This window comes from Streptosporangium sp. NPDC049046 (assembly GCF_040649155.1).
Classification (GTDB): Bacteria; Actinomycetota; Actinomycetes; order Streptosporangiales; family Streptosporangiaceae; genus Streptosporangium.
Genome location: NZ_JBEZEZ010000002.1, coordinates 434,880 through 453,070, shown reverse-complemented (window position 1 = coordinate 453,070; position 18,191 = coordinate 434,880). Strand labels below are relative to the sequence as shown.

Annotated in this window: 13 protein-coding genes; 4 read left to right on the top strand and 9 right to left on the bottom strand. The window is 70.2% G+C overall.

The window, feature by feature from the left end; genetic code table 11:
- Positions 1 to 712 precede the first annotated feature (712 nt).
- Both AB0B96_RS04400 and AB0B96_RS04395 read left to right on the top strand, forming a co-directional pair.
- Entirely contained in the window at positions 713 to 3,871 is a 3,159-nt protein-coding gene (locus AB0B96_RS04400; RefSeq protein WP_362896412.1) for a M14 family zinc carboxypeptidase, read from the top strand.
- Positions 3,872 to 4,026: 155 nt separating this feature from the next.
- Entirely contained in the window at positions 4,027 to 5,085 is a 1,059-nt protein-coding gene (locus AB0B96_RS04395) for a DUF916 domain-containing protein (RefSeq protein WP_350946483.1), read from the top strand.
- 86 nt (positions 5,086 to 5,171) lie between these two features.
- Here AB0B96_RS04395 and AB0B96_RS04390 read toward each other — a convergent pair whose 3' ends face one another.
- Together AB0B96_RS04390 and ahcY are read right to left on the bottom strand one after the other, a co-directional pair.
- Positions 5,172 to 6,434 (bottom strand): adenosylhomocysteinase, encoded by a 1,263-nt coding sequence (locus AB0B96_RS04390; RefSeq protein ID WP_362896410.1) that lies wholly within the window; start codon positions 6,432 to 6,434, stop codon positions 5,172 to 5,174.
- A gap of 74 nt (positions 6,435 to 6,508) precedes the next feature.
- Positions 6,509 to 7,936 carry an adenosylhomocysteinase gene (gene ahcY, locus AB0B96_RS04385; protein WP_362896408.1) on the bottom strand — a complete coding sequence of 476 codons (1,428 nt, stop codon included), beginning with the start codon at positions 7,934 to 7,936 and terminating at the stop codon, positions 6,509 to 6,511.
- 219 nt (positions 7,937 to 8,155) lie between these two features.
- Here ahcY and AB0B96_RS04380 point away from each other — a divergent pair, with 219 nt between their 5' ends.
- Entirely contained in the window at positions 8,156 to 8,497 is a 342-nt protein-coding gene (locus AB0B96_RS04380) for a MerR family transcriptional regulator (protein ID WP_350946480.1), read from the top strand.
- A gap of 67 nt (positions 8,498 to 8,564) precedes the next feature.
- On the opposite strand, the gene AB0B96_RS04375 is transcribed toward AB0B96_RS04380, so the two are convergent.
- Genes AB0B96_RS04375 through AB0B96_RS04355 form a run of 5 tightly spaced genes read right to left on the bottom strand, consistent with a single transcriptional unit; the run spans position 8,565 to position 12,595 of the window.
- Positions 8,565 to 9,494, bottom strand: a complete 930-nt coding sequence (locus AB0B96_RS04375) for a cation diffusion facilitator family transporter (protein ID WP_362896429.1) — start codon at positions 9,492 to 9,494, stop codon at positions 8,565 to 8,567.
- Between the two features lie 48 nt (positions 9,495 to 9,542).
- The gene (locus AB0B96_RS04370; protein WP_362896406.1) at positions 9,543 to 10,649 is read right to left on the bottom strand and encodes an SIS domain-containing protein; all 1,107 of its coding nucleotides are present in this window, start codon (positions 10,647 to 10,649) and stop codon (positions 9,543 to 9,545) included.
- Complete coding sequence (locus AB0B96_RS04365) at positions 10,646 to 10,819, bottom strand: Trm112 family protein (protein WP_350946478.1); 174 nt, start codon at positions 10,817 to 10,819, stop codon at positions 10,646 to 10,648. The genes AB0B96_RS04370 and AB0B96_RS04365 overlap by 4 nt, the downstream gene beginning before the upstream one ends.
- Before the next feature lie 4 nt (positions 10,820 to 10,823).
- Positions 10,824 to 12,179, bottom strand: coding sequence for a phosphomannomutase/phosphoglucomutase (locus AB0B96_RS04360; RefSeq protein ID WP_362896404.1), 1,356 nt, complete (start codon positions 12,177 to 12,179; stop codon positions 10,824 to 10,826).
- 47 nt (positions 12,180 to 12,226) lie between these two features.
- Complete coding sequence (locus AB0B96_RS04355; protein ID WP_362896402.1) at positions 12,227 to 12,595, bottom strand: DUF3499 domain-containing protein; 369 nt, start codon at positions 12,593 to 12,595, stop codon at positions 12,227 to 12,229.
- 408 nt (positions 12,596 to 13,003) lie between these two features.
- Here AB0B96_RS04355 and AB0B96_RS04350 point away from each other — a divergent pair, with 408 nt between their 5' ends.
- The gene (locus AB0B96_RS04350; protein ID WP_350946475.1) at positions 13,004 to 13,459 is read left to right on the top strand and encodes a metallopeptidase family protein; all 456 of its coding nucleotides are present in this window, start codon (positions 13,004 to 13,006) and stop codon (positions 13,457 to 13,459) included.
- A 156-nt stretch (positions 13,460 to 13,615) separates the two neighbouring features.
- Here AB0B96_RS04350 and AB0B96_RS04345 read toward each other — a convergent pair whose 3' ends face one another.
- Positions 13,616 to 15,031, bottom strand: coding sequence for a DUF5719 family protein (locus AB0B96_RS04345; protein WP_350946474.1), 1,416 nt, complete (start codon positions 15,029 to 15,031; stop codon positions 13,616 to 13,618).
- The gene (locus tag AB0B96_RS04340) at positions 15,028 to 17,910 is read right to left on the bottom strand and encodes a glycosyltransferase family 2 protein (RefSeq protein WP_362896400.1); all 2,883 of its coding nucleotides are present in this window, start codon (positions 17,908 to 17,910) and stop codon (positions 15,028 to 15,030) included. The genes AB0B96_RS04345 and AB0B96_RS04340 overlap by 4 nt, the downstream gene beginning before the upstream one ends.
- Between the last annotated feature and the right edge of the window lie 281 nt (positions 17,911 to 18,191).

Sequence of the window (18,191 nt, the reverse complement as noted above, 5' to 3'; positions counted from 1 at the left end):
AGGTCAACGCCGACCTCGCCCTGCGCACCCCCGTCGACGTCACCGCCGGCGAGTACAACTCCACCCTCACGCTCTCGCTGTTCAACCAGTCCTGAGCCAACGGGTAGACGTTTCCGCCCGCCGCGACAAGATCACGTCCACTGTCGTGACGAGTCATGAGAGGGGAATCCGGCACCTGCTCCCACACCCGCCGGCACACCGTCACATGACGACCGACGACGACCGACGCGATACCCGCCGCCCTTCCTTCCGGCGGGTACGACACCGCTGGACGGGCGTGTCACGACTCGGCGCCGGTGGAACCCCCCGGTTCCACCGGCGCCACCGCCTTCCCTGACACCTGACCGTCCGCACCCCGGGTGCGCTCCACAGTCACCAGCCGGGGTCACCGGCCAGGGGCACCGTTCGATCCCCCATGTCCACGGGGGTTCGTGCGGCACCATCGACACGGCCTTAGGGCGCTATATACCGAAAAATCCTTAGAAACCATACCGTTATCTAAAAGTCCAAATTCGGGCTATATGACCGCTTGACGAAAAACGGAACGTTGCAAAAGACTGCCTTCGACTTGCGTGCGCCCCGCCAGGCCGACCCCCTACCTGGCAGCACGCCAGATGGAGGATCAGTGAGAGGCGCTGCCTACAGCAGACGAGTTCGACGTTCCCTCGTCTTACTCGCACTACCCATAGCGATCACTGTCAGCTCGCTCCCGGTGCTCGCCGATCCGGGCCCGCCGGTGAGCGACGTCGCTCCTGATCGGCTGCCCGCCACCGAGCAGAACGGCGTCGCCCTGATCAGGATCGTCGTGCCCGACCAGTCCGATGTGGACCGGCTGACCGACATGGGGGTGGACCTGGCCGAATACAAGAAGCCTCTGGACGACGGCATCGAGGTGCACGCCGTCCTCAGCCCCGAGGAGGCCGACAGCCTCAGGGACCAGGGCTTCGATCTTCGCGGCGTCATCTCCGACGAGAGCGACTTCGCCGCCAACAAGGTCGAGCGGTCCAAGGCTCTCGCCAAGAGCACCGCGGCCGAGGCCGCGGAGGACACTCTCACGGTCCTGCGCGCGGAGTGGTTCACCAGTGTGGACAACCAGCGCTTCCTGTCGGTCGAGGTGAAGTCGAGCGCGACCGACGCGCAGACCGTCCTCACCACCACCTGGGACAGCGGCAAGAACACCGCCCCCGACTCGGGCGGCACGGCGACGATGTCCCGCTTCACCGACGCCGGCCAGTACATGTACCACCGGTTCACCTCGCCGCTCGCGATCGACAAGGAGCCGTCCCAGGTCACGGTCACCAGCAACCGCGGCGGTTCGGTGACGGCGAAGGTGACCAAGTGGCTGGGGGCCACGCGCAAGGCACCGAAGCCGCACTACGTCTCCGACTTCGTCGACCGCTACATGGACCCGACCGAGATCACCGATCGGATCGTCGGTCTCGCCGCCGAGTTCCCGAAGATCTCGGAGATCGTCGATCTGCCGTACAAGACGAACGGCTACCGCCGGTCCGCCCAGGCGCAGTTCGGCACGGCCACGGCCTCCATCGTCTACCTGAACTCCAAGAGCTACGGCAGCGAGGGCGGCAACGACATCACCGCGGCGCTCGTCAACCCGAACACCGCGAACTCCCCGCTCTCGGTCACGGTCAACGGCAAGGACATCGTGGTCAACCTGGCCACGGACGCCTCCGGCACGATCACCAGCACCGCCAAGCAGGTGGTGGACGCCGTCAACGCCAACTCGGCGGCATCCGCTCTGGTGACGGCGAACACCTACCGCGGCAACGCGGGCGCGGGCGTGGTCGCCGCCGCGGCGGCCGTACGGCTCACCGACTTCCTCACGGCGCCGACGAGCGTGTCACGCGACCCGTTCCAGATGAAGGTCCTTCGCATCGGCAAGCAGCGGGACCGTTCCAAGACCGGCGTGTTCCTCTACTGCCAGGAGCACGCTCGTGAGTGGGTCACCCCGATCACCTGTCTGGAGGCCGCCGAGCGACTGCTGCGCAACTACGCGCAGGACAGAGAGACCAAGAAGCTCGTGGACGACCTCGACATCTTCGTGCTGCCGACCACCAACCCCGACGGTTCGCACTACTCGATGTACGACTACAACATGCAGCGCAGGAACATGACCAACCACTGCGCCGACAACGCGTCCGACCCCGCGCGCCGCAACTCCTGGGGGGTGGACCTGAACCGCAACTTCTCGGTCGGCGCCTTCTCCGACGGATACAACGGCGCCTCGGCGACCTGCACCAGCGACACCTACGCCGGCCCCGCCAAGCTCTCGGAGCCGGAGGCCCGCAACGAGGTGTGGCTCACCAACGAGTACCCGAACATCAAGTTCGCGATGAACACGCACTCCTACGGCGGCTACTTCATGTGGCCTCCCGGTGCCTACAAGACCGCCGGACGCGAGGTGCTGCCGCGGGTCGACTTCGGTACCGAGAACTACTTCTGGTCCGCTTCCGACCACATCCTGTCCGCGGTGCAGACCCACCGCGGCACGGCGATCTGGCCGGGCCGCACCGGTCCCGTCACCGACGTCCTCTACTCGGCGGCCGGCAACAGCGCCGACGAGCACTGGTACAACCGGGGCATCATCGGCTGGGACTTCGAGGTCGGCGCGGACATCTACGACCCGGCCACCCAGCGCTTCACCGCGGTCGGTTTCCAGCCGCCCTTCAGCGAGGGGCACCAGGAGGCGATGGAGTTCGCCAACGGTCAGATCGCCATCCTGGAGGTCGCCCGTGCCTTCGCCGAGGACCAGAAGCGCCCCACCTCCAGCCTGAAGATCACCGATAGGACCGAAGGCTCCACCACGTTCACCTTCGAGGTGAACGAGCCAGCCAACGTGTACTACACGCTGGACGGCACGCGGCCGACGTTCGACTCGCTCAAACTGCGGGCGGCGGGCATGCGTGAGGCGGCCCAGAAGATCACGGTCGACAAGACCACCGAGGTGTCCTGGTTCTCCGTCGACATCGCCGACAACGTCGAGAGGAACTACAAGCCGGAAGGCAACGGCGCGAACTACGGCAAGCAGACCGTGAAGGTCACCAACAAGGCGCCGGTGACGACCGCGACGGTCGCCCCGGCCCAGCCGGCCGGGGGCTGGTTCACCGGTCCGGTGTCGGTGACGCTGTCCGCGACCCCCGGGAAGGACGGGAAGCAGGTCGACCGTACCGAGTACCAGCTCGACGGCGGCGCCTGGACCACGTACACCGCGCCGGTCGCCATCACCGGCGACGGCTCGCACACGCTGGCCTACCGCTCCGTCGACAAGGGGGGCAACGTCGAGGCGACCATGACGCTCACCGTCAAGATCGACGCGACGGCGCCGACGACGACCTCGACGGTCGGCTCGCAGGACAACGGCGGTGTGCCGGTCACCCTCTCCGCGACGGACGAGACGTCCGGCGTGGAGAAGATCGAGTACTCCCTGGACGGCGGCGCCTGGACGACGTACACCGGGACGGTCATCGTCTCGGGGCAGGGGCAGCACGAGGTGCGGTACCGCGCCGTCGACAAGGCCGGGAACGTCGAGGAGATCAAGGCCGTCGAGGTGCCGGTCGCCCCGACGCTCCCGCTCACCGTGACGGCGGAGTCCCGTTGCGTGGGTACGACGGCGCACCTGGCGGTCACGGCCGTCAACAACGGAACCGCACCCGCCACCATCACCCTGTCGACCCCCTACGGCTCCAGGACCGTCGCCGACGTCGCCCCGGGCAAGCAGGCCTACCAGTCCTTCAACACCCGGACCGGGCAACTCGCCGCCGGTACCGTGACCGTCACGGGCGCCGCGACCATCAACGGCCAGCCGGCCACCTCCACCTACGACACCACCTACAACACGCTCAGCTGCGGCTGACCCGATCCCGACGCCGACCAGTGAACGCCATCTTGTTCAACCGGTCCTGAACCAATCGCGGGGCAGAACGCCACCCCCCGCTGTGCGTGTCCGGGACGTGTGCGAACCTAACCCACACGTCCCGGATGTTCACCATGAAACAGGAGATACCACCGTTGTTCACGAGCAGTTCGCGGAGGGCACTCGCCCTCTTCTCCGCCCTCTGCGCTGTCGGCGCGACCACCTTGACGGGATACGCCCTCCCGGCCGCCGCCGCGGGCCCGGGGGACATCACCTGGTCGGTCGCGCCGGCCGACGCCAAGGGCCCCGACGGCCGCAGCGCCATCGACATCGAGCTCGCCGGTGGGCAGGAGGTGACCGAGCACATCGCGGTCACCAATCGCTCCACCAAGGAGGTCGCCTTCGCGATCGACGCCAACGACGGCTACCTGACCGCCAAGGGACTGTTCGACATGCGGCCCTCGGACGCCACGCCGACCGACGGCGGGGCATGGATCAAGATTCCCGAGCGGGTGACGATTCCCGCCGGTGGCACCGCCGTCGTGCCGGTCAAGGTCTCGGTGCCGAAGAACGCGACGCCGGGTGATCACCCCGCGGGGGTCACGGCGTCCGTGGACACGATCTCCGGCCAGGTCAGGGTCCAGAACCGGGTGGGGGTCCGGATGAACCTCCGGGTGACCGGCGACTACGTGGCCAAGGTCGCCGTGACCGGCCTGCGGGCCGAGTACAAGGGATCGTGGAACCCGTTCTCCTCGGGGTCCATCGACATGACCTACACCGTCACCAACGAAGGCAATGTCCGGGTGGCCGCGGACACGAATGTCCAGACGTCCGGATTCGTCGGCGAAAGCGGATGGAAGGACACCTCCGACGCCAAGACCAGGGAGGTCATGCCGGGCGGCAGGCGCGAGTTCACCGTACAGGTGACCGGCGTCTGGCCGCTGGGACCGATCACCTCGCAGGTCGTGGCGACCCCCACGGTCGTGGGTGAGTCGATCCAGGGCGTCGCCGCCCAGCAGACCACGGTCGACACCTCGCTCTGGGCGTTGCCGTGGCCGCAGCTCGTCTTCCTCGTCCTCCTCGTTCTCGCCTTCCTCGTCGCCCGGACGCTGCTTTCCCGGCGCCGCAAGCGCCGCGAGCAGCAGGCCGCGATCCTGCGCGAGGCGAGCGAACTGATCGCCCAGTACGGCAACAAGCCGGAGAAGTCATCGTGACATCGTGACAGCGTCGTGGCAGGGGGTTCTCCCCGGCCCGAGGCCGCGTGCGCGGCGTATCCCGTCTGTGACCGAGGGAAAGGAGGTCAGGAACCGAGCCGCCAGGAGTGGAGGTATTCCTCCTGGTCAACGGTGAGATCGTCCATCTCGATCCCGGCCGCGGCCAGCTTGAGCCGCGCCACCTCCACGTCGACCTCTCCCGGCACGTCGTAGACCCCCGGCTCCAGCCGCGCCCGCTCGCGGACCAGCCACGCCACCGAGAGCACCTGCGCGGAGAAGGACATGTCCATGACGGCGGCGGGATGCCCTTCGGCGGCGGTGAGGTTCACCAGGCGGCCTTCGGCGAGCAACAGGAGCCTGCGGCCGTCGGCGAGCACGTACTCGTCGGTGTTGGGGCGGACCCCCCGGTGGACGGCGTGCGCCAGGTCGTCCAGGGCGCGGACGTCGATCTCGACGTCGAAGTGCCCGGCGTTGGCCAGGATCGCCCCGTCCTTCATCTCCGCCAGGTGCTCACCCCTGATCACGTCGCGGTTGCCGGTGACCGTGACGAACACGTCCCCGGCCCGGGCCGCGGCCGCCATCGACCGTACGTCGTAGCCCTGCAGTAAGGCGTCCAGCGCCTTGACCGGGTCGATCTCGGTCACCACGACCCGCGCCCCCAGGCCCCTCGCCCGCTCGGCGACGCCCCGGCCGCAGTAGCCGAATCCGGCGACCACCACGGTCTTGCCCGCGAGCAGGGTGTTCGTGGCGCGCATGATCCCGTCGATGGTCGACTGACCGGTGCCGTAGCGGTTGTCGAACATTCGCTTGGTCCGCGTGTCGTTGACCGCCACCACGGGAAACCTGAGCGCCTTCTCCGCGGCCATCCGCCGGAGCCTGATGATCCCGGTGGTGGTCTCCTCACACCCCCCGGAGACCGTCTCCAGCAGCTCGGTCCGCTCGGTGTGCAGGATGTTGACGAGGTCACAGCCGTCGTCCAGGACGATGTCCGGCACGATGTCGAGCGCCTGGTGGATGTGGCGGTAGTAGGCGTCCATGGTCACCCCGGCCCGCGCGTGCACGACGACGCCGTAGTCACGGAGCGCCTCGGCGACGTCGTCCTGGGTGGACAGGGGGTTCGACGCGGCCAGCGCGATCTCGGCCCCGCCCGCCTTGAGGGTGCCCATGAGCACGGCGGTCTCGGCGGTGACGTGCAGGCACGCGGCGATCCGCAGCCCGTCGAAGGGCCGCTCCGCGGCGAACCGCTCGCCAAGGGCGGTGAGCACGGGCATCGCCCGCGCCGCCCACCCGATCCTCAGCTCCCCCGCGGCCCCCAGGGCGCGCTCAGCGCTGTCCACATCTCTCCCCATATCTACCCGAACCCCGAAATCGCCGGAAGGCCCCCGCGAAGCGGCGGGGGCCCGGCGAAACTCGACCGTGGGTGTCAGTAACGGTAGTGGTCGGACTTGTAGGGGCCCTCGACGTCCACGCCGATGTATTCGGCCTGGGCCTTGGTGAGCGTGGTGAGCTTCACGCCCAGGGCGTCGAGGTGGAGGCGCGCGACCTTCTCGTCCAGGTGCTTGGGCAGCACGTAGACGCCGACCGGGTAGTCGTCCGTCTTGGTGAACAGCTCGATCTGCGCGATCACCTGGTTGGTGAAGGAGTTGGACATGACGAACGAGGGGTGGCCGGTGGCGCAGCCCAGGTTCATCAGACGGCCCTCGGCGAGCACGATGATCTGCTTGCCGTCGGGGAAGCGCCAGGTGTGGACCTGCGGCTTGACCTCGGTCTTCTCGATGCCGGGGATCCGGGCCAGGCCGGTCATGTCGATCTCGTTGTCGAAGTGACCGATGTTGGACACGATCGCGTTGTGCTTCATCCGGGCCATGTGGTCGGCCGTGATGATGTCGAAGTTACCGGTCGTCGTGACGAAGATGTCGGCGATGCCGACGACCTCCTCCAGGGTGGTGACCTGGAAGCCGTCCATCGCGGCCTGCAGCGCGCAGATCGGGTCGATCTCGGTGATGATGACGCGGGCGCCCTGGCCCTTGAGCGCGTCGGCGCAGCCCTTGCCGACGTCGCCGTATCCGGCGACGACCGCCACCTTGCCGCCGATCAGCACGTCGGTGGCGCGGTTGAGGCCGTCGATCACCGAGTGGCGGCAGCCGTACTTGTTGTCGAACTTGGACTTGGTCACCGAGTCGTTGACGTTGATCGCCGGGAAGAGCAGCGTGCCGTTCCTGAACATCTCGTACAGGCGGTGCACACCGGTGGTGGTCTCCTCGGTGACGCCCTTGATGCGCGAGGCGACCTTGGTCCAGCGCTTCTCGTCGGTGACCGTGCGGCGGAGCAGGTCGAGGATGACGCTCCACTCCTCGGGGTCGTTCTCGTCGGCGCTGGGGACGGCACCGGCCTTCTCGTACTCGGCCCCCCTGTGGACGAGCAGGGTGGCGTCGCCACCGTCGTCGAGGATCATGTTGGGGCCGTCGTCACCGGGCCACGTCAGAGCCTGCTCGGTGCACCACCAGTACTCCTCCAGGGTCTCGCCCTTCCAGGCGAAGACCGGGACGCCCCGCGGGTTCTCCACGGTGCCCTCGGGACCGACGACCACGGCGGCGGCGGCGTGGTCCTGGGTGGAGAAGATGTTGCAGCTCACCCAGCGGACCTCGGCGCCGAGCGCGACCAGGGTCTCGATGAGCACGGCGGTCTGGATGGTCATGTGCAGCGAGCCCATGATCTTCGCACCGGCCAGCGGCTGGGCCGCGGCGTATTCCTTGCGGATGGCCATCAGGCCCGGCATCTCGTGCTCGGCGAGCTGGATCTCCCGGCGGCCGAAGGCCGCGAGAGAAAGGTCGGCGACCTTGAAGTCCATGTGGTTACCCCTCTGGTTGATGGGCGGCGTTCGCCTCACACCCTCGCCCGTCGCGCTCGTCTCGCGATCGTGCTTCGCTCTGGGGCCGGGCCCGCCGTTCCATCGGAACAGTCGATGTCTGGGAGTTTAGGCGGCCGGAACGGCTCCGCGCACCCTCTGAGCGGGTAACCTGACACAAGAATGTAAGCTTTTCTGGGAAATCACCGGAAAGAGGGCACCATGCGGATCACCGAGGCCGCCAGAAAGCTGGGCATGTCCCCCCGGATGCTCCGCTACCGCGAGGCACTCGGACTGCTGCCCCCGATCAGGGACCGGGGCGCGCACCGGCGGTTCGGCCCGGAGGAGCTCTCGGCCGTCGCCCAGAGCGTCGAGCTGGAGAAGCGGTTCGACGTCTCCCCCGCCGAGCTCGCCTTCGCACTGCGCACACTGAGCGAACCCGCGGTCGCACAGGCCGTACGGGACCTGGGGCTGCGGATCGGCCGCCTGCAGGCACCTCGCAGGGCACTGGACTTCGAGAAGGAGAAGGCGCTGCGCCTGCTCCAGCGCCGCACCCAGCGGTGACACCGCGAATCCCGGACGACTCCCACGGGTCCGGAGCCTGTCACGGCCCCGGACCGTCCGGTGGGACTCAGACGCGGTCGGCGACGCCGGCCCTGTCGAGATCGGGCTCCAGATAGATGACGCGCGCCTCGGGAACGGCGGCGCGGATGCGCTGCTCGGCCTCGTCGATGCCGCGGGCCACCTCGGCGGCCGTGTCGTCGTGGTCCACCGCGATCTTGGCGGCGACCAGGATCTCCTCGGGCCCCAGGTGGAGCGTGCGCATGTGGATGACCCGGGTCACCTCGGGCGCGCTCTCCAGGGCGTCCGCGATGCGGGTCTCGACCTCGGGCCCCGCGCTCTCGCCGATCAGCAGCGACTTGGTCTCGATCGCCAGGATCACCGCGATCACCGCGAGCAGGGCGCCGATCATCATGGTGCCGATGCCGTCCCAGACGGGGTTGCCGGTCACCACGGCCATCGTCACGCCGAAGAGCGCGAAGATCAGGCCGAGCAGCGCGCCCAGGTCCTCCAGCACGATGACCGGCAGCTCGGGCGACTTGGAGCGGCGGATGAACTGCACCCACGACTGCTTTCCACGGACGTGGTTGGACTCGATGATCGCCGTCCTGAACGAGAACCCCTCGGCGATGATCGCGAAGATCAGCACGCCGAAGGCCCACTGGGGCGACGTGAGCTCCTCGGGGGCGTGGATCTTGTGCCAGCCCTCGTAGAGCGAGAACACCGCGCCGATGGTGAACAGCACCACCGCCACCACGAACGCGTAGAAGTAACGCTCCCTGCCGTATCCGAAGGGATGCTGGGGCGTACGCGCCCGCTGCGCGCGCTTGCCGCCCAGGAGCAGCAGCGCCTGGTTGCCCGAGTCGGCCACCGAGTGAACCGACTCGGCGATCATCGATGACGAGCCCGTGAAGAGAAACGCCACGAATTTGGCCACGGCGATCGCCAGGTTGGCCGCCAACGCCGCGATGATTGCCTTAGTACCGCCGCCCGCGCTCACGGCAGCCTCCACTCAGCTGGTTGGTAGGGAAAGACAAGACAAGGGATCCTATTGCGAAACCCTGGCCTTGAGTCCTGTGATGGCCGACACAGTTGCCGGGTCGATCCCGTACCCGAGCGCGAGGTACGTACTCGCGAAATCTCCAAGCGCGATCAGTGTCGCGAGCCGCTCCAGCGGATGCGTCCCCTCCGCGGCGATCTGCGTGACCGGGACGCCGCGATCCTCCGCCAGCCGCACCGACGCCTCCCGCTGCCGTACGACCCGGGGGTGCTCCTCCACGTCGCGGAGCACGAACAGCCGGAGCGATCTGCCGCTCTCGTCGGCGAAGATGTCCCGCTGGGCGAGCGGGCCGTCGAGGACGGCCACCTGGTCGTGACCGGCCCCGGGCAGTTCGCCGTACATCGCCGGGTACTTACCGTTCGTATTGAGCGCACCGGCCCACCGGCGGGCCGCGACGGCGGCCAGCGGGGAGGATCCCCAGATCATCGGCACGGTCTCGGCGAACTCCATCGCGAGCGACTTGCCGGGATTGATGAACGACTCGCTCGCCGGGCGGCAGCGGTGGGCGAGGTCCTCAAGGCGCGTGGCCACCTCCTCGAACACCTCCTCCCCGGCTTCGGCCAGGCCGAGCCGGGCGGCGGCGACGATCAGCGGGACCGACGTCGCCCACACCGCGGCGCGCGCCTGCCCGCCGCCCGCGACGGGCACGAACGGCGCTCCCGCCTGCCTGGCGATCGCGTGCAGCGGCGAGTCGGGCCCGCCGACGGCGAGCAGGCGGCAGCCTCTGCGTACGGCCTCGGCGGCGACCGCGAGCGTCTCCTCGGTCCTGCCGGAACGCGACACCGCGATCACCAGGTCGGTCGCGCCGATCCAGCCGGGCAGCCGGTAGGACCTGACGGTCAGGATCGGCAGCGGGGCGCCGTGGCCGCACACCACGTCGAGGATGTCACCGGCGATGCCCGAGGGGCCCATACCGGCGACCACGACCGCCCGGGGCCTGCCGTCCTCGGCGAGCGAGGACAGGCCCGACTCCAGGGCGGCCCTGCGGGAGGTGCGGACCTGCGCGGCCGAGTCGGCCACCGCCCGTAACATGCCCGCCGGGTCGCCCTCGATCAGCCATTTCTGGTCGTCGAGCCGATCGGGCTCCCAGTTCACGACTTCCGGGCCTCGTCGACCAGCAGGACCGGGATGTCGTCCCGTACCGGATAGACCAGGCCGCACGAGGCGGAGGTGCAGGACAGCTCGTCCACCTTGGGATCGGCCCTCAGGGGGGACTTGCAGTTGGGGCAGGCAAGGATCTCCAGCAGCCAGTCGTCGATCTTCACTCGTTCAGCTCCTCACGACAGCAAGGACCTCGTCCCTGATCGCTGCCATCTGAATCTCGTCGGCCGCCTCGGCGTTCAGCCTGAGCAGCGGCTCTGTGTTGGAAGGACGGAGGTTGAACCACCATCCGGGGCCGGAGACGGTCAGGCCGTCCAGCTCGTCGAAGGTGACGCCTGCACGGGCGGCGAAGATCTCGCGGACCCGCTTCGTCGCCGCATCCTGGTCGGCGACCGTGCTGTTGATCTCCTCGGAGGCCGCGTACCGAGTGTATTCGGCGAGGATCTCCGAGAGAGGTTTCTCCTGCTCGCCCAGCGCGGCCAGCACGTGCAGCGCGGCCAGCATGCCGGAGTCGGCGAACCAGAAGTCCCTGAAGTAGTAGTGGGCGGAGTGCTCGCCGCCGAAGACCGCGCCGGTCGCGGCCATCTCGGCCTTGATGAACGAGTGACCCACGCGGGTGCGGACCGGACGGCCGCCGTGCTCGGCGACGATCTCCGGAACACCCCTGGAGGTGATCAGGTTGTGGATGATCGCGGCCCCGGGGTGCCTGCCCAGCTCGCGGACCGCGACCAGCGCGGTGATCGTCGACGGGGAGACGGACTCGCCGCGCTCGTCGACGACCCAGCAGCGGTCGGCGTCCCCGTCGAAGGCGAGCCCGATGTCGGCGCCCACGTCGAGCACGGCCTTCTGCAGGTCGCGCAGGTTGTCGGGCTCGATGGGGTTCGCCTCGTGGTTGGGGAAGGTGCCGTCGAGCTCGAAGTAGAGGGACGTCAGCTCGACGGGCAGCCCCTCGAACACCGTCGGGACCGTGTGCCCGCCCATCCCGTTGCCCGCGTCGACCACCACCCGCAGCGGCCGGATGCCCGACAGGTCGACCAGGGTGCGCAGGTGGTCGGCGTAGCCGCGCAGCAGATCGCGCTCTGAGACCTTCCCGCCCCCCTCGCCGCCGAGGGTGCCCGAGGCCAGGATCGCGGCGGCCCGCTCGCGGATCTCGACGAGCCCGGTGGCGCCACCGATCGGCACGGCGCCCGCCCTGCACATCTTCATGCCGTTGTAGCGGGCCGGGTTGTGGCTCGCGGTGAACATCACCCCGGGCAGGCCGAGGCTGCCACTCGCGTAGTAGAGCAGGTCCGTGGAGCCCAGGCCCGCGTTGATCACATCGGCCCCCCGCGAGGTCGCCCCCCGGGTGAAGGCCGCGGCCAGCGGCACCGACGACTCGCGCATGTCGTACGCCACCACGGCGGTCTTCGCCCCGGTCACCTCCACGAAGGCCGCGCCGACCGCCTCCGCGGTCTCCTCGTCGAGCTCGTCCGGCACGACGCCACGGACGTCGTACGCCTTGAAGATCTTGGCGAGGTCGCCCACTCCAGCTCCACCCCTTGCGTCGTGTCTCGTGCCCCAGCCTAGTAGGGTCAGCGGTCGCGCTGGGGCTGTGCGGAGCGAAGCACTCGCAGGTGACCTCGGCGGCCGACCTCGACCCCCTGGCCGACCGGCTCGGTGCCGCCGTTAGGCGTGGGCCTGGCCGCCTCGCGGACCGCGTTCGCGAGGGCCTCCAGGTCGTCCGTGCTCGGCGGCGCGCCATCGGTCGGCAGGCGCACCACCTCCCAGCCTCGGGGGGCGGTGAGCCGCTCGGCGTGCTCGGCACACAGGTCGTAACAGTGCGGCTCGGCGTACGTCGCCAAGGGTCCGAGAACAGCGGTCGAATCGGCGTAGACGTACGTGAGCGTGAAAACGGCAGGCTGACTGCACGCGGTGCGGGAACAGCGGCGGACGGGGCTCACGGTGGGACCGTATCCGGTAAGCGTCCGAGGCGCCACTATCTGAGCGCTCTTAACGAGCGTGTCGCCACAATTCGGACACGTGTCCCGGGTTCCACCTGCCTGTACGGCTTACAACCGTTCGCCGATTCTCGGTGTTTCTCCGGGAGGACCAACGAGCCGCCGCGGGCGGCGTTCCCCCGACGGGGTTCTCGTCTCACCGCCGTGCGCCTGACGCGAACGACAGGATCTCCCGCACGTCCCCTCCCTCCCGCGCCCTCCCCCTGCCGCTCCGCCACATCACTCCTGTCGTCCGCGCGCCTCTCCTCGGCATCCCCCGTCACCCGCGCCCCCACCGTCACCCCTTCCGTCCACCCGCACTCCGGTCACGGCACCTCCCGCCCTTGTCCGCGTCACGTCTAAGCTGGGGCCGTGAGCCCGGCACCCGGCAGACCCCGCCCTCCCCGCAGGCGCGACAGGCATGGTCGCGGCCTGCGCGGCCCGCTGGCGCCCTCGCACGTGCCGATCGCCAAGGCCCGCAGCGAGCGGTTCGACGATCTTGTCCTGGACGCCGTCGACCGGCTCAAGCCCCGGTGGGCCAAGCAGTTGTCCGCCGTGGAGTTCGCGGTCGAGGAGGTCCCGCCGATCAGCGAGCTGGGCGACGGTCCCGGACTGCTGAACGGCGACCCCATCCCCTTCGGACGCTCGGAGCCCGCCGCGGGGAGCCGCCCGGCCGTTGTGATCATCTACCGTCGCCCGCTGGAGAGCAGGGCGCGCGACCGCGACCACCTGGGCGCGATGGTGCACGAGACGGTGGTCGAGCAGGTCGCGGGCCTGTTCGGGCTCTCCCCGGAGTCGGTCGATCCCGGCTTCGACGATCACGACTGACCCGCCGCGCCGGAGAGGGCCGTCCCCGCCGCGTCCCGAGGCGGCCACGACCGACCCGGCACGACACGGGAGACCACGACGGTCCCGTGGCCTTCCCGCGCAGGACCCCGTTCAGGACAGGACGGTTCAGGGCAGGACGGTTCAGGGCAGGACGGTTCAGGGCAGGACGGTCGCGGCGGACTCGGCGATCGGCGGGACCAGCGCCCACAGGCGGGCAGGGGCGAGCGGCTGCACGGTCAGCGCGGGCCCGCCCTTGAGCCGTTCCTCCAGGACACGCCCCCCGTAGACCGGTCCCGACCCGGGCAGCGGTTGCACGACCACCGCGAAGGGCCCTTTCACCTTGGTGAGCGCGACCTGCTTGGTCCGCTCGGCGGGGATCTCCACCTGGAACGGCTCGCCCGGCTCGCCCTCGCGCGGGACCACCTGCACGCTCACCAGGCCCGCCGTGTCCGGCGCGGTCAGCAGCAGCCGGGAGCTCACCTTGCCGCCCGTACGGTTGTCGGCGACGACGCTGCCCAGGTCGATGGGGGCCGCCCCCGCCGTGAAGGCCACATCGGTCTTCGAACCGGTGCCGGTGGCGACGAGCCCGGCGACGATCGGGGTGTCCGAGGTGAGCACCAGCGCGGACGGCTGGCCGCCGATCCCGCCGGACAGGTCGAGGCTCGTCACGGAACCCGCGGGCACCTCGACGAGTTCGCGGCCCTGGAGCGCGTACGTCCCTTCGGGGGTGAGTGCCTTGACCTCCACCAGGGTGTCGAACTCCTCGGCGGAGGCGACGATCAGCTCGCGTTTCCCGCCGCCGCCGGGAATGCCCGGCACGACGACGCGGGTGGCGGGGGGCGCGGAGGCGGGCAGCCAGTCCACGCCCCGCCCGTCGTTCATGATCGCCCGTGCCGCGGCGGTGACCCGCCCCGCGCTGGTACGGACCTGGATCGCCACGACGAGCGCCGAGGGGGCGATGTCCACGACCTTGATCGAACGGCTCTGGCCCGGCTTGAGGGTGAACACGCCGCCCGAGTCGTCGAACACCGGCCCCTCGCCCGTGTAGACCATGATCTCCGCGATGGCCGGGGCGAGATCGGCGTTGGTCAGGTACAGCGTGACGTCCGCCGCGGCCGGCCCCGGCCCGACCAGCCAGGTGCTCGCCGTCGGCTCCGTGCAGCGTGTCCCCGCCAGTCCTCGCTGCTCGCCCGACTTCTCCCTGCGGGTCTGCGAGATCTCCAGACCGGCGGCCATGCTCCCGGTGGCCGCGACGACGAGGGGCGGCGACGAGGCCGGCACCTCGTCGTGCCAGAGACGTCCGGGGACGTCGACGGTGGCGAGGCTCTTGTCGCCCGTGACGAGCGTCGCGGAGCCCGGCTCCCGGCTGCCCGGCGGGACGACCACCCCGACGGAGGTGTCTCCGGGCGCCGGGCAGACGGCCGTCACCGAGGCGACGGGCACCTTCTCGAACCCCGGGGCGGTGACGACGACGGCCTGCGGCTGGGTGGCGTAGGCCACCCCGTACAGGGCGAGGAGGGCCACCAGGACCAGCACCAGCAGGCTGAACCGGTTCTCGATCAGGGATTTCACCGGGCGGCCAGCTCTCTGCGAGGTTCGGGCAGGTTCTGAGGGAGCGCGGGCTCGTCGGACTCGGTACGCGCCCCGGGTGCGGCCAGGACCAGGACGACCAGCACCAGCACGGCCTGGGCCCAGAGCCAGCGGCCGTGCCAGGGGTCTCCCGGCGGGGGCACCGGAAGGGCGATCGGCTGGGTGAGCCGCCACACGCCGACCGAGCGGGACAGGCTCATCCTCGCCAGCGAGGGCTGCGAGTCGAGCGCGTGGCTGATCTCCGGATCGACGGGCGCGGTCACCACGACGAACCGCACGCCGTGGGCCGCGAGGACCCGGGCGTCGTCACCGCCCCTGCCGGACACCAGCCCCGCCGCGGCGAGCCGGACCAGCTCCCTGGGCCCTTCGGGGACGGGGATGTCGGCCTCGCCGACCACCGGGGTGCGCCCGCGCAGCACGGTGAAGAGCAGACCGCCTGTCGAGGAGCGCAGCAGCAGGGTCCGCTCGCCGCCCGAGGAGTTGTTCGCGGCGAGGGCCGGCATGACGTCGCGTACGGTCCCTCGGAGCGGGCCGTCCACGCCCTTCACGATCCACATGCCCGCCGCGAGCAGCGGCGTGGAGAACGCGACCAGCACGACACCGAGCGCGGCGAGCCTGCGCACTCCCCCCGCGGCCCGGAACTCCACGATCCTGTCGGCGGTGAGCGCGGCCACCACGAGCATGCCGGTGGCGGCGAAGGCGAGCGGCACCCCCGGCCACGCGGGGGCCTCGACGTCGCCGTTGATCGAGGTGACGGTGGTCCTGCTGACCAGGATCGCCACCAGCACCCCGAAGAGCGCGACGCCCCAGCCGACCGCGATCACCATCCGGTTGCGGCGCATCAGCAGCGCGAGCAGGCAGGCGGCGAGGAGACCGCCGGTCACCCAGAGCGGCGGCATGCCGGGACCGCCGGGGCTGAGCAACAGCAGCGACCCGGCGGGCAGCGCGGGATCGACCAGCTCCGGCTGGTGCAGCCCGGCCTCCAGCAGCAGCTGCCCGGGATCGGCGACCACCTGGAGGAGCCAGGGGAACAGCAGGGCCACGGGGACGGCGAACGCCACGAGCATCGAGACCGCGACGCCCCTGCGCGGGAAGGCGAGCGCCGCCAGCGCGCCGAGGATCGCGGTCAGCGGGTAGACCAGCGGGGCGAAGGCCGTGCCGACGGCGAGGAGAAGTCCCAGGCCCCAGGCGGCGCGGCGGGCGCGACGGCGCTCCGCGGTGAGGACGGCGGTGGCGAGCGCCGCGTAGACGGGCAGCAGCACGAAGACCACCGCGGTGCCGAGCCGTCCCGCGGCGACCGCGCCGGTGGCGACAGGCAGGAGGGCGTACGAGGAGGCGAGCCAGACCCTGGTCCAGCGGCCGGGGATCATCGACCGGGTGGCCGCGTACGCGGAGATCCCCGCCAGCGGCACGCAGCCGAGCAGCAGCAGCGACACCGCGAGCCACGTCTTGCCGAACAGCAGCGTGGAGAGCACGGCCAGCACCGCCACGTACGGCGGGGCCCACGCGTCGGTGCCCAGTCCCACCTGGTGGTAGCTCGCGCGGTAGAGGTCCCACAGGTCGGAGGCCCCGCCGATCACCGGGACGAGCGCGCCGCCGCCCAGCCTGGCCCCGCCGGTCACCGCGCGCTCGGCGACCAGCGTCACCAGGACGAGCGCCAGGAAGAGCAGGACGCCGGGGTTTCCGAAGACGCGCTGCATCACCCCGGCGTCGGTGAGCAGCTCCTCGCCGTCCTCCTGCGCGTGCGGCGAGGCCGCCATGGCGTGGTGGCGTCCCGCGGACTCCACGAACCCGCCCCCGGCCAGGTAGCTCCGTGCCCTGTCGGCGAGCCGGCGGTAACCGGCGCCCGGCTGGGTGAGGAGCCGGCTCACCGCCGCGTACCCCTGCCTGCGGCCCTTCGCCCGCACCCGCCTTGCCTTGATCATCCGGATGGGGTGACCGAACACCGAGCCGAACGCGAGAAACTCGTCCAGCGCGTTGGCGGGCTGCTTGGCCACCAGGAACAGCACCGTACGGAAGATCGACCCGAAGGCGTTGCGTACCAGTGCCCACAGCAGCGGGCGCAGGGGCAGGTTCGCCATGACGACGAAGAGCGCGTTACGGCGGTCCAGGCGGCGGGGGTGGTCCCCGCTCGCGGTGATGCGGCGTCGCCGCCGGGTGGCCGCCTCCGCGTGCCAGGCGACCGCCCCCGTGACGTTCCGCACGCGGTGTCCGGCGTTCCTGACGCGCCAGCACAGGTCGAGGTCGTCGCGGAACAGCGGCAGGGCGGGATCGAGCCCGCCGACCTCCTCCCAGACGTCCCTGCGGACCAGCATGCCCGCGGTGGAGACCGAGAGCACGTCCCTGGTCCCGTCGTACTGCCCCTGGTCGAACTCGCGGGCCTCCAGCCCGGTGTCCCTGCGGCCGGTACGGTCGACGGTGACGCCGACCTCGAGCAGGAGTCGCCGGTCGAGCCAGTCGCGGAGCTTGGGCCCGAGCACCGCCGCCTTGGGGTCCTCGTCCGCGGCCTCCAGCAGGAGCCGCAGGGCGTGGACGTCCGGGGCGCAGTCGTCGTGCAGCAGCCAGATCCACTCCTGTCCGCCACCGGGACCGAGCCGGTCGAGGACCTCGGCGACGGCCTCGCCGAAACCGGTCGAGCGCGGCAGGGTGAGCACCGCCCTGGAGCCGAGGGCCGCGGTGAGCAGCGCGGCGCTGCCGTCCCTGCTGCCGTTGTCGACCCCGACGACCCGGTCCACCGGGCGGGTCTGTTTGAGCAGGGCTTCCAGGGTCTCCCCCAGCCAGCGGGAACCGTCGTGGGAGACGACGATCGCGGTGACGGTGTGGTGGGGGCGCTGGGGGTGCGGGGGGTCGGTGATGGACATATGTCCCGTGTTCAGGAGTGGCGGGAATCGGCGCGCTAACGATACGGCACCCTCTGTCGGACTATGTCTTACACCTGGTCGCGGGCATGAAAAAAGGGTCACGTGACCGACGGTCACGTGACCCCGTGGACATATTCGTCAAACGCCTCCGAGAGGCGTCATGCACTTCCGCCAGACCGATCAAGCCTCTTCGCCACCGCTTCGGCGCCTCGGTCTCGATCGGTTTTCATGGTGTTCATGGTGTTTGTCGTGTTCATAGTGTTCGTCGGTGCCCGGACGTC

Excerpts from the sequence above, each read along its gene's own strand:
- AB0B96_RS04390 (WP_362896410.1), bottom strand. The coding sequence starts at position 6,434 with ATGGGGAGAGATGTGGACAGCGCTGAGCGCGCCCTGGGGGCCGCGGGG.
- ahcY (WP_362896408.1), bottom strand. The coding sequence starts at position 7,936 with ATGGACTTCAAGGTCGCCGACCTTTCTCTCGCGGCCTTCGGCCGCCGG.
- AB0B96_RS04380 (WP_350946480.1), top strand. The coding sequence starts at position 8,156 with ATGCGGATCACCGAGGCCGCCAGAAAGCTGGGCATGTCCCCCCGGATG.
- AB0B96_RS04340 (WP_362896400.1), bottom strand. The coding sequence starts at position 17,910 with ATGTCCATCACCGACCCCCCGCACCCCCAGCGCCCCCACCACACCGTC.